This is a genomic window from Terrisporobacter mayombei, assembly GCF_020748465.1.
In the GTDB taxonomy this organism is placed as follows: domain Bacteria; phylum Bacillota; class Clostridia; order Peptostreptococcales; family Peptostreptococcaceae; genus Terrisporobacter; species Terrisporobacter mayombei.
The window spans coordinates 528,926-541,100 of record NZ_JAHZMP010000002.1; the positions used below are offsets into that span (position 1 = coordinate 528,926).

Here is a 12,175-nt window from a genome sequence, read left to right on the forward strand (position 1 = left end):
AAAACATATTTAGATGAGGGAAAAGTAATGAAGTGTAAAGAATTTTATTTTGAAGGAAAAGAAGATTTAAATATACATGTTTATAAATATACAAGTGAAAATATAAAACCAAAAGCAGTAATACAAATAGCTCATGGTATGTCAGAAACAGCAATTAGATATAAAGAATTTGCACAAAAACTAACTGAAAATGGTTATATTGTTTATATAAATGATCATAGAGGGCACGGTATAACAGCTAAAACTATGGATAATGTGGGATATTTAGCTGAAAAAGAAGGATTTACATGTTTAGTAGAAGACATGAGTATTCTTACAAACATAATTAAAGAGGAAAATCCTGATTTGCCAATATATTTATTTGGACACAGTATGGGTTCTTTTGCTAGCCAAAGATATATAATGGAATATGGTAATAATTTAGCAGGTCTAATATTATCTGGCTCAAACGGTAGACATGGTAAAATCTTAAAAGTAGCTGAATTAGTATCAAAATCTGAAATAAAAAAGCATGGAAGAAGACATAGAAGTAACAAGTTAGATAGTTTAATATTTGGCGGAAATAATAAAGGATTTAAACCATCTAAAACTGACTTTGATTGGCTAAGTAGAGATGAAAAAGAGGTACAAAAGTATATAGATGATCCTTTCTGTGGTGTGCTATTTACTTGTGGATTCTTCTATGATTTTATAAAAGGATTGCAAGAAGTGGAAGATAAATATAACTTAAAGAAAGTTCCTTTAGATTTACCTATTTATATAATGTCTGGAGATAGAGATCCAGTTGGTAAAAATGGAAAAGGTGTTCTTAGACTTAAAAATACATATGCGAATTTAGGTGTTAAGAACGTTTCATGCAAGTTATATGAAGGTGGCAGACATGAGATGTTAAATGAAATAAATAAAGATGAAGTTATTAAAGATATAATTTATTGGCTTGATGAAAGAGAAAAAGAATGGGTTAATGCTTAAAATGTATATAAATAAAGTGGGATCAGAAATGATACCCACTTTATTTTGTTATACTACTTCAAAAAGAAGCTTTATAAAAAATATAGATAAAACTACAATCATAAGAGGTTTTACAATTTTAACTCCCTTATCTGTAAATAGATTAGTGCCAACATAATTTCCCGCAATTCCAAAGAAACCTGCAATAAGCCCTACACTTAACATTACTTTTCCATTTAAAAGGAAAACACATAAACTAGTTATATTAGTAGTTAAATTAATAACTTTAGTAATACCAGCAGACTCATTTAAAGTCATATGGGCAAAACTAGTTAAGGCTATCATTAAAAAAGTTCCAGTACCAGGGCCATAAAAGCCATCGTAAAAACCTATAAACAAAGCAACAATCATACCTATAATCAAAGTTTTCTTATATGAAAAATCATCCTCATCATATTCTTTTTTATTTTTCTCTAAACTTTTATTAAAAATAACATATAAGCCTGTTATAGGTAAAATCACAAGCATAATTAACTTGAAAATTTTATCATCAATCAATAAGGCTGTTTTTGCACCCATCATAGATCCAATTAAGGCACAAACAGCACAGTATATGGCTGTTTTTAAATTAATATATCCTTTTTTTGCAAATCTATATGTAGCTAGGGAAGTTCCCATGGCTGAGCTTAATTTGTTTGTTCCAATTGCCATATGAACAGGTAAACCAGACATCATATAAGCAGGAAGTGAAATAAATCCCCCACCGCCAGCAATTGAATCAACAAATCCACCAAGAAAGACAAGGGGACAAACGATTAGATAAATAGTAAGTGACTCCAATATGTATTCCTCCAATTAGTAATTAATTCTTTGTATTTAATTATAATTATAGTTTATAAATTTGAGAATAGGAAGTATAGCATTTAATACTGCACACAAAACATAAGACAAATAAGTTCAATATTTTTATAATGATTTTTTGGAATAGAAAAAACTATTATAAAAATATTGCACAAACATGACATCTGTTATATATTATATATAACAGATAGAAAAACTATAAAATATATAAAGAGGGAGATAAAATGTTAAAAATAATAAATTTAACTAAGTCATATAAAAATAAAAAGGCCATAGACAATATATCTATGGAAGTTAAAGAAGGAGAAATATTTGGATTCATAGGACATAATGGAGCAGGTAAAACAACTACAATTAAGTCCATAGTTGGAATACACAATTTCGAAGAGGGAGAAATATTAATTAACTCAAAATCTATAAAAAAATATCCAATAGAATGTAAAAAAGAAATAGCATATATTCCTGATAACCCAGATTTATATGAATCACTTACTGGAATAGGATATCTAAACTTTATTGCAGATATATTTAGAGTAGAAAAAAAAGAAAGAGAAGAAAAAATAAGATATTACTCAAAGGAATTTGAAATAGATAAGGCTTTAGGAGATTTAATTTCATCTTATTCTCATGGAATGAAACAAAAGTTAGCCATTATATCGGCATTAATACACAGTCCTAAAATATTAGTATTAGATGAGCCTTTTGTAGGACTAGATCCTAAAGCAGCATTTACTTTAAAAGAAATTATGAAAGAATTTTGCAACAATGGTGGTTGTATATTTTTCTCTACACATGTATTAGAAGTAGCAGAAAAAATCTGTGATAAAATTGCCATAATTAAAGATGGAAAATTAGTAACTTATGGAGAAACTCAAAAGGTAAAAGGTGATAAATCACTTGAGAATATATTTATGGAGATGATTGATAATGAGTAATTTAGCTTTGTTAATGAAAAATAACTTAATAAATGAAAGTGGAATTAATAAATTAAAATATGCTGATAAAAAAGAAAAATCAAAAGCTTTTGGAATGGCTTTATTAATAATTTTTACCATAGCCATGCTATCTGATTATGGATTTATAGCATGTTTTTATTTATCAGATTTCTTAATAAAAGTAAATCAAATGGAGTTACTTCTTATATTAGGAATTATGGGATGTACTTTAACAACATTTTTTACTTCATTATATAAGTCATCTTCATATATTTTTCAAAGTAAAGATTATGAGATGTTATCAAGTTTGCCAATAAAAGAAACTACAATTTTAAGTAGTAAAATATTAACTCTTATTATAGGCAATTATTTATTTGCAGCAGCATTTTTAATAGTGCCTGGAATTGTATATTTTATTAAAGTTGAAACTAGTGTATTATATTTTCCATTTTTAATAATTTTAACTTTAGTAGCGCCTTTAATACCAATTACATTGTCTTCTATAGTTGCATTTTTTATTACTGATATTTCAACAAAAAGTAAAAAAAGTAATTTAATGTCAATCATATTAAACTTATTATTAGTAGTAATTGTACTAATTTTATCTTTTAATTTACAAAATGTAATGACTACTATAATGCAAAATAGTACTTCTATTATAGATGCGACGCAGAAATTATATCCTCCAGCATATTATTTTGTAGATGCACTAAAAAGCGCAAATATAGTATCTTTGTTAATATTTTTATTAGTTTCAGCCATACCAATAAGTTTACTAGTATTTTTATTTGCTAAGAATTTTAATAAAATCAATAGCAAATTAAGTGAAACTTATAAAGCTAATAATTATAAGTTTAAAGAATTAAAATCATCTAGTCCTGTAAAATCATTACTTAATAAAGAAACAAAAAGATTTTTCTCATCAAATATTTATGTGATGAATTCATCTATAGGCATGATAATGTTGCCTATTTTTACAATAGCAATACTATTTGTTGGATATGACAAAATAGCTCAAATACTAGAACTAAATCTAGTTAAAGATATGATATTGCTTCAAACTCTAGGGATTACATTATTTTGCTTAATAATGACTAATACAACATGTGTATCAATTTCTTTAGAAGGAAAAAATTTATGGATATTAAAATCTTCTCCTATAGAAGAAATGGATATTTTTAAAAGTAAAATTTTATTAAATATAATCTTAACTATACCTATATCAGTTATTTCATTTATAGCTTTATCTTTTAAATTAGATTTTGCTTTAAAAACTACTGTACTTATAATAGTTGCTATTATATTACTTGCCATATTTAGTGCAACATTAGGAATAATAATAAATTTATTATATCCAAAACTTGAATTCACAAGTGATGTGGCAGTAGTAAAAAGAGGAGCAAGTGTAATAATCACTATGATTTCAAATGTATTATATTTAGCAGCTCTTTGTGGTATAGGGTATATATTCAAAATAAATGATATTAATTTATTTTTAATTATAGGAGATGTAATAACATTTATAGGAGTTTTCGTATTATATGGATTATTAAAAACTAAAGGTGTTAACATGTTTAGAAATCTTTAATCAATATAAGGATGAAAGAGGGGAGTATTTTGGAAAAGAAAATAATGATAAATAAAAGTTTGAATAAAAAGGACCTTAAAATAAGTTTTATTTTAACTTTATTATGCTCTATCGGCACTATATTTGTATTATTATATCAAAGTAATTTAATACCAAGTGAAATAAATGGAATGTCTAGAAATGCTATACTTCTTATAAGTTTTATACAATCAGTTGCACTAATTTTTATAACTAGTTTCTTAGGTTTAAAACTAGCAAGAGCAACTAATTTTAATAAAGGGATTTTAGGGTGGGCTTATTCACAGGAAAAAAACAGATATAAAATTAATAAAAAGAGTTTAGTAATTGCAATAGGTATATCATTTTTATGTGCTACATTAATGATGATAAGTGAGAAATTTTTATGGTCAGTGTATATACCAGAAATTAATGGTTCTATGTATAAATTTAACATAATCTATTTATTATCAGGAATAATTTATGGAGGAATTGCAGAAGAAGTATTACTTAGATTATTTACTTTATCTTTAATAGTATTTATATTATATAAGATTTTTGCAAGAAAAAAAGATAAAACTAATATACCAAATAGCATTTATTTAATATCTATATTTATAGCAGCAATTTTGTTTGCCCTTGGACATTTACCTATTACTATATCAACTTTTAATATTGTTGACATGGCAGTAATACTTAGAATGTTAATTTTAAACGGAATACCTGGAATTTTCTTTGGATATTTATATTGGAAAAATGGATTAGAATATGCAATAATTTCTCATATGTTTATTCATATATTTATGCAACTATTTTGGTCTCCCATATTATTTTGATTATAGATTTATATATTTTAATAATTAAGAAACGACAAAATATAAAAAATGGAGTAGTGTAAATTTATTTTACATTACTCCATATTTATTACATCTTAAATGCTATAAAAAGCACAAATATTAATATTATAAAAGGAGAAATAAATAATATTTTTCCTTTAGTATTTCCTATATTTACAGTCCATCCAACACCAAATCTTTTTTGTACAAATAAAGACGGATCATTAGGATTATTATAAAAAGTACCTAATAACCAGTTATTATCATCATCATCTACTGAATAGACAGCAGACTTAGATTTACTAGGTGATTTATAATATAAATACATTTGGTATACTGCAGCTAAAATTAGTGAAATTGTACAAGTACACATTACAAAAACATTAACTCCACTTGCATTAGCAGTAGCAATTAATATAGTAATAAATAAAACCTGACAAGATAAATTTAACACGAAAAAAGTAAGTGCAAATTTCTTTAAGTAATTTAAATGAAGTTTTTTACTCTCTAAAATATTATCAGTATTTAATTTACCTCTAGTTTTTAGAGAGTATATAGCACTAATACAAATAATAATTCCAATACCAACACTCATAATTATGGGGCCTAGTACAGTTACAAAAGATTTCTTTGAAAAAGCATCAGCCTCACCAGTTATACCCCAATGAGTAGGTATGATATCAGGCATAGAATTATATTGAGTAAGAGTATAAATTCCCATTAGTACAGTAACAACTACAGGAATTATAAATAGTATGGAATATTTTTTTATAATTCTATTTTTTTCATTAATAAAATCCGTGTCTAATACTAGACGAGTTCTTTCTAATTCTAAATCTTTTATTTCTATTGATAGTTCCTTTTTCAAAGCTTTTACCTTGTTATGGATATACACAAATACACCAAACTGATATAAACAAAAAGCTAATATGGGAAAAATAGAAGAAAATTCATAAGCTTTAAATACATAAATACATACTAATGTAATTATTGCAAATAGAATAAATCCTAGGCTAACAAGTAATTTAAATTTCTTGTCTAAAGCTTTAAATTCACTTTTAGTAAAATAATCACTATTTAAACTAACGCCATAAAACTGTCTTTTTCCACTTAAAGCTTGAGTGAAATATATCATTATATACAATAAAAATAATGTTGGAATATTTATAATAACTGCCATGGTACTATTCATAATTTTTCACCTCATAATCGTCAAAGAATTTATTGCTAAAATCTATAAATTCCTCTTTGGATATACCTAAAAGGTAGCTTTCTGCAGTTAAAAGTTCAAGCATAGATTTTATTTTTTCTGTATTATCTTCTTTTTTAGGTAATGGCAATGTATTTACCATAGCACCTTTTCTTCTATCAATATTAATATAGCCTTCATCTTTAAGTAAATTATAAGATTTATTTACTGTATGAAGGTTTACTCCAATTTCTTCAGCCATATTTCTAACAGAAGGTAGAGATTCGTTTATTTTCAAATCACCACTGGCAATTGATTTTATTATTTCTTCTTTAATCTGTGTATATATGGGAACATCACTGTTAAAATCCAAATTCAATATCATTTTATCACTCCAAGCTATAATATATTTGTTCTATATATTATATAACATAAAACAAATATATTACAACTAAATTAAAAATAAAATTTGACTATTTAGTTGTATAGAGATATAATGATTACATTAAATAACGGAGGTGATCAGGTAAAGTGAGAAAATAATCTTATTCAAAATATATAGTTTAATAGGTTTTTTAGAGTGTTTACAAATACTCTATTTATTGAGCCTAAACTACTTTAAATTGAGGATAAGATTAATACTAAAGTACTCTAATTACCTGAAACACAAGCTAAAAATAGCTCTATTTCTGTGCGTAAATACTTAGAAGAATTATGTCTTTCTTGATTTAAGGTAGAAAAATACTTAAATTTGAGGAAGATTTTTTTATGCAAATTAATTTTCCTTGTGATAGGAGATGATCGTTATAGCACAAATAAATATTAATAATTTGAGTTTTCAATATGATACACATGGAGAAGATATATTCAAAAATGTATCATTTAGTATAGATACTGATTGGAAGCTAGGTTTAATTGGTAGAAATGGTAGAGGAAAAACAACCTTTTTAAAACTTCTAATGGGAGAATATGAATATAGTGGAATAATTAGTAGCACGGTTAAATTTGAATACTTTCCAATTAAAGGGGGTAACAAAAATGATACGGCCTTGGAAGTTGTAAGAAATTCTATAGCCCCATTTTCTAAATATGAAGAAGATATGGAAAAGTATTGCAATTTACAAGATAAGCTAGATATTTACGGAGAAATTTTAGAAAAATATATTTATAATGATGGATATATAATAAACGAATTAATTGAAAAGGAAGTAAACTTAATTGGTTTAGATAAAAGTATACTTACTAGAGACTTTGCTACACTAAGTTCAGGTGAGCAGACAAAGCTACTTTTAGCAGGTTTATTTTTAAGAAAAAATCATTTTTTATTAATAGATGAGCCAACAAACCATTTAGATGTAGACGGAAGAGAAATTGTAGCAAAATACTTAGCTAGTAAAAAAGGATTTATAGTAGTATCTCATGACAGGACTTTTTTAGATATAGTAGCTGATCATATACTTTCTATTAACAAAGCAAATATAGAAATACAAAAAGGCAACTTTTCAACTTATCAATTTAATAAAGATAGAGAAGATGAATTTGAGAAAGCTCAAAATGAAAAGCTACAAAAAGATATACAAAGATTACAAAAGACAGCAAAACAAAAATCAAATTGGTCTTATGAAATTGAATCTACAAAGAAGGGCAATGGGCCTTGTGATAGAGGATTTATAGGACATAAATCAGCAAAAATGATGAAAAGAGCCAAGTGTATAGAAACAAGGCAAAATAAAGCCATAGAAGAAAAATCAAAACTACTGAAAAATTTAGATGTGGCTGAAAAGTTAGACTTATCGAAATCAAAGTCATCAAATATAGATTTATTAGAAGTTCATAACTTAAAAGTTAAATATGGAGGAGAGGACATATTTAAGGATGTAAGTTTTAATATAAAACCTGGAGAAAGAGTTTGGTTATGTGGAAAAAATGGTTCTGGTAAATCAAGCATTATTAAATTAATAATGGGTGAAAATATTCCACATGATGGATATATAAAAAAAGTAGATGATATATCATATATTTCTCAAGATACATCTTATTTAAAAGGTAACCTTAATGATTTTGCAAAATCCTTAAATATAGATGCAGAGTCTATTAAAAGAACTTTGGTGAAATTAGGATTTAGTAATATTCAATTTGAAAAAGATATTAATGAGTGGAGTGAGGGGCAAAAGAAAAAACTGCTTATAAGCAAAAGTTTATGTGAAAAAGCAGAGTTATATATCTGGGATGAGCCACTAAACTTTATAGATGTTATTTCTCGCATGCAAATAGAAGCTTTAATACTTAGTGAAAATCCAACAATGTTATTTGTAGAGCATGACACTTCCTTCGGAGAAAAAATAGCAACAAAAATAGTAAATATATAAATTATAAATAAAAGAAAGGCGTATTTAATAAAATATGCCTTTCTTTTATTTATAACTATAATATCCTAAACTTGCCTAAAGTAAGGGAATTAAAGAACCTAGATCAATAAGTTTTTCTTCCTTAAGAGAAAGTATTTTTTTACTTCGACTAGAAACAAAGTTTTTAATATCTTGAAAATTTGGATGATTTTCTATGTTTCCAAAGAAAACAAGAGTATCATCACTTATTAAGCCACTACATCCTCCAATAAAACCATAATTTAATTCGAACAAATCTATATGCCCCTTATCAATTAATAGACAATCAATATTGTGCTTAATAACCTCATTATAAATTCCTTCATCGGAAGTAATAATTGAATTTTCGTCAACTATGCATGTGGAACACTTACAATATCCTTGTTTGACATTAATTTTCTCCATGTTATTTTTCTCTATATAATCTAGTAGGATACTATCTGTATATTTAAAATTATGAATTACTTTATTTTCTAACATAACAAGGTTATATTGAATATTATTAGGATATTTACTACCTATAGGTAAGTTACCCTTAATTACGTTAAATCCCAATGGGGCTAAATTTTCATTGTAATAATCATAAACATTTGGAGCTACTAAAATATTATTATCATTTAATTTAACAACACATATATCAGGATGGCAACTTATGGCATTATAAGTTTCATCACATTTTACACTTTTAATTACATTTATATTAAGTTTATTTAGATTATTAATAATATCTTCACCTGCTCTATTATCAATTAATGCTAAACTTATTTTCTTATTTGGAATAAATGATGATTTTATAAATTTCATTATGGATTCTCCTTGATTTATTTCTAGTTATAATATAAAACAAATAAAAAAAATAATCCATTAAATATTAATTAATGAATTATTTTTAAAAATTAAACTATGTAGCTTTATTTATACATTTTATCGTCATTATCTAAAATTTTGTCAGCATCAATTTTTTTCTCGATGGCTATTTTTACAGCATCCTCAATTGTTCTTCCAGAAGCCATTAAACTTGTTGTATTATAATTGATTTTATCTAGTGTTCCAAAGCAAAACTTACATCCTGATGTAAAACAAAGAAGAGTGAAGTGACCATCATATTTTTCTTTTGAGATATAATCTGCTACTGCCATTGCATGACTTAAATCCATGTGATCCATATTGCTTACAAATTTAATATCATGCTTTGAAACTATACTTTTTTCCTTTTTATCATCTAGTTTTATTAATACTTCTACTTGGTTTAGCTCTTTTATAAAAACGCCTTTTGAGATATTACTATCGTTTTTATACAATACTCTATCTCCAAAATTCATAAAAACACCCCCTATAAATATTATAGTAGATAATTATATAAAATGCATAAATCATAAAAAGAAAAACATAAAAAAACTATGCATATAAAAATGCATAGTTTTTTATTATTTGAAGTCAACTTTATTGTTTTCTAATGTAGTCTTAAATCCTTCTAAGAAAGATTTATATCCTTCTTCTTTGTTTTTACCAAGTGGATTGTCATTTTCTAAAGCGTCGTATGTTTCTCTACAATAGCTTGATGATGATGTAGAAATATTTTGACCTATATATTCTATTGCAGCATTTACTCCTGCATCATATATTTGACTTTTTACAGCCTCTGATAACTCTAAGTATTCAGGATAAGTATCATCTGAATTATTATTGTTATTATTATTGCTATTGTTATTGCTATTATTACTATTGTTATTATCAACCACTGGTTTATTTGTTTCTGGTTTTGTAACATTTTCAGTTGTGTCATTTTTAGCTTCATCACTGCTTGAAGGCTTCTCAATTGAAGTTATTATTTTAGAAATAAATGAATCATTGTAAGCATTTTTATAAATATTTGCAATAGTATATTCTTTTATTGTTGTCATTTTAACTTCATTTTCAAAATCATCATCTTTTGATGAAGAAGAAGCTGACAATTTGTCTTTATAGTATATGTAGAAATCATTAATGTCGTAGTATTTCTTAGTAGCATTTAAAGTTGCTTTATAAAGTCTAGTTGAAATCTCATGCATTCCATTACTATCTAAAGTAACGTCTTGAGAGTTTCCACTTTGATTCCCATATTTTTCAAAACATGATTTGACAAGATCAAGACTTCCGTCTTGTGAGCTAGAATAAGATTTTAATAGCTCTACTAATGCCTCTTTATCTTCCTTAGAAGTGATTTCTTTTACAATAGTTTCAAACTCTTTTTGTAAATATTCATCAGAATAGTTTTCTGTTGAATAAAAAGCATCTTTATAAGTTTTTGCGCTGTACTCAACACTTCCATCTAAAGCTTTAGTATCTTCAGTCATTACAAATTCCTCATCTTTAGATTTATTACATCCAACTAAAAAAGCTAATGGAAGACTTAGAGCAATTATAAAACTAAGTATTTTTTTATTCATATTTCTCTCCTTTTATTTAAACAAAGAATTTAATAATAAATATTTTAGAATTTATTATAAATGATATTCTATCATATTTTGTCAATTTAGAACACTATTTGTAAGAATAATTAAGAAAAAACATGATAAATACTTGTATAAAATGTAATAGGATCTAATTGAGGATAAAAATATATAAATAAAGGGGGAAAGTATTTATGGAAAAAATATGTATATTAAATTTCAACAATACTTATAAAAGTCAAGACTTTTACAAAAATAAAAATTACGAAATAGTTGATTTAAGTGACTTAAAAAATGTTAGTAGATATTGTGACGAAAGGTCCTTAGAAATGATACGGAAAAGACTTAGTAAATTTTATCATTCAAAGATAAAGTTTATTGATTCTGGTAATTATCATTATGTTTCTTATTTAATACTGGAAAAAATTAATCAACCATTTATTTTAGTTTTGTTTGATCATCATACAGATATGCAACCTTCATTTTTTAAGGAGTTAATGTCTTGTGGTTGTTGGGTGAAAAAGACATTAGACGAAAATAAATATATTCAAAAAGTGATAATTATAGGAGCTAAGGAAAAACAAATTAATTTAATTGAGGAAAAATATAGAGATAAAATAATTTGTTTTAGTGAAGAGTTCATTGAAGAAAAATATAATTGGGAGGAGTTTTCCAAAAAATATATTAATTATCCAATATATATTTCCATTGATAAAGATATTATAAATCCTAAAGAAGCTAAAACTGATTGGGATCAAGGAAATCTTACATTAAATGAATTAAAGGAAATTTATATGGGCATATGCAAAAAACATGAAATAATAGGTATTGATATTTGCGGTGATTCCTCTTATGATAATAAACTATTACTCAACAATTACAATAAAATAAATAATAAAAGTAATAAAGAGATATTACATATAATAGAAGAAGAGTTTACAGATGAGTTAGAAGTAAATGTATAGATAAAGGGCTAAATATATTAAATTATTAATATGT

General features: G+C 25.5%; 12 protein-coding genes. 6 read left to right on the forward strand and 6 right to left on the reverse strand.

The window, feature by feature from the left end:
- Nucleotides 1-27 precede the first annotated feature (27 nt).
- Nucleotides 28-972, forward strand: coding sequence for an alpha/beta hydrolase (locus K0039_RS08990; RefSeq protein WP_228104718.1), 945 nt, complete (start codon nt 28-30; stop codon nt 970-972).
- Nucleotides 973-1,020: 48 nt separating this feature from the next.
- Here K0039_RS08990 and K0039_RS08995 read toward each other — a convergent pair whose 3' ends face one another.
- Nucleotides 1,021-1,791 (reverse strand): sulfite exporter TauE/SafE family protein, encoded by a 771-nt coding sequence (locus tag K0039_RS08995; RefSeq protein ID WP_228104719.1) that lies wholly within the window; start codon nt 1,789-1,791, stop codon nt 1,021-1,023.
- 245 nt (nt 1,792-2,036) lie between these two features.
- On the opposite strand from K0039_RS08995, the gene K0039_RS09000 reads away from it, so the two are divergent.
- The 3 genes from K0039_RS09000 to K0039_RS09010 are packed head-to-tail and all read left to right on the forward strand — an operon-like array spanning nt 2,037 to nt 5,168.
- Nucleotides 2,037-2,747 carry an ABC transporter ATP-binding protein gene (locus K0039_RS09000; RefSeq protein ID WP_228104720.1) on the forward strand — a complete coding sequence of 237 codons (711 nt, stop codon included), beginning with the start codon at nt 2,037-2,039 and terminating at the stop codon, nt 2,745-2,747.
- A complete protein-coding gene (locus tag K0039_RS09005; RefSeq protein WP_228104721.1) occupies nt 2,740-4,335 on the forward strand; it encodes a putative ABC transporter permease subunit in 1,596 nt (531 codons plus the stop codon). The genes K0039_RS09000 and K0039_RS09005 overlap by 8 nt, the downstream gene beginning before the upstream one ends.
- Before the next feature lie 29 nt (nt 4,336-4,364).
- Nucleotides 4,365-5,168, forward strand: a complete 804-nt coding sequence (locus K0039_RS09010; RefSeq protein WP_228104722.1) for a CPBP family intramembrane glutamic endopeptidase — start codon at nt 4,365-4,367, stop codon at nt 5,166-5,168.
- 88 nt (nt 5,169-5,256) lie between these two features.
- On the opposite strand, the gene K0039_RS09015 is transcribed toward K0039_RS09010, so the two are convergent.
- Nucleotides 5,257-6,360, reverse strand: a complete 1,104-nt coding sequence (locus K0039_RS09015; protein ID WP_228104723.1) for a DUF1648 domain-containing protein — start codon at nt 6,358-6,360, stop codon at nt 5,257-5,259.
- Nucleotides 6,353-6,742: a GntR family transcriptional regulator gene (locus K0039_RS09020; protein WP_228104724.1), complete on the reverse strand. Its 390-nt coding sequence runs from the start codon at nt 6,740-6,742 to the stop codon at nt 6,353-6,355. The genes K0039_RS09015 and K0039_RS09020 overlap by 8 nt, the downstream gene beginning before the upstream one ends.
- A 445-nt stretch (nt 6,743-7,187) precedes the next feature.
- On the opposite strand from K0039_RS09020, the gene abc-f reads away from it, so the two are divergent.
- Entirely contained in the window at nt 7,188-8,726 is a 1,539-nt protein-coding gene (abc-f, locus tag K0039_RS09025; protein ID WP_331476734.1) for a ribosomal protection-like ABC-F family protein, read from the forward strand.
- A gap of 75 nt (nt 8,727-8,801) precedes the next feature.
- Here abc-f and K0039_RS09030 read toward each other — a convergent pair whose 3' ends face one another.
- The 3 genes from K0039_RS09030 to K0039_RS09040 form a co-directional block, all read right to left on the reverse strand.
- Nucleotides 8,802-9,548, reverse strand: coding sequence for a DUF6873 family GME fold protein (locus K0039_RS09030; protein ID WP_228104725.1), 747 nt, complete (start codon nt 9,546-9,548; stop codon nt 8,802-8,804).
- Nucleotides 9,549-9,655: 107 nt separating this feature from the next.
- Nucleotides 9,656-10,066 (reverse strand): hypothetical protein, encoded by a 411-nt coding sequence (locus K0039_RS09035; RefSeq protein WP_228104726.1) that lies wholly within the window; start codon nt 10,064-10,066, stop codon nt 9,656-9,658.
- 105 nt (nt 10,067-10,171) lie between these two features.
- Nucleotides 10,172-11,173 (reverse strand): hypothetical protein, encoded by a 1,002-nt coding sequence (locus K0039_RS09040; protein ID WP_228104727.1) that lies wholly within the window; start codon nt 11,171-11,173, stop codon nt 10,172-10,174.
- A 197-nt stretch (nt 11,174-11,370) separates the two neighbouring features.
- On the opposite strand from K0039_RS09040, the gene K0039_RS09045 reads away from it, so the two are divergent.
- A complete protein-coding gene (locus K0039_RS09045) occupies nt 11,371-12,141 on the forward strand; it encodes an arginase family protein (RefSeq protein ID WP_228104728.1) in 771 nt (256 codons plus the stop codon).
- Nucleotides 12,142-12,175 lie beyond the last annotated feature (34 nt).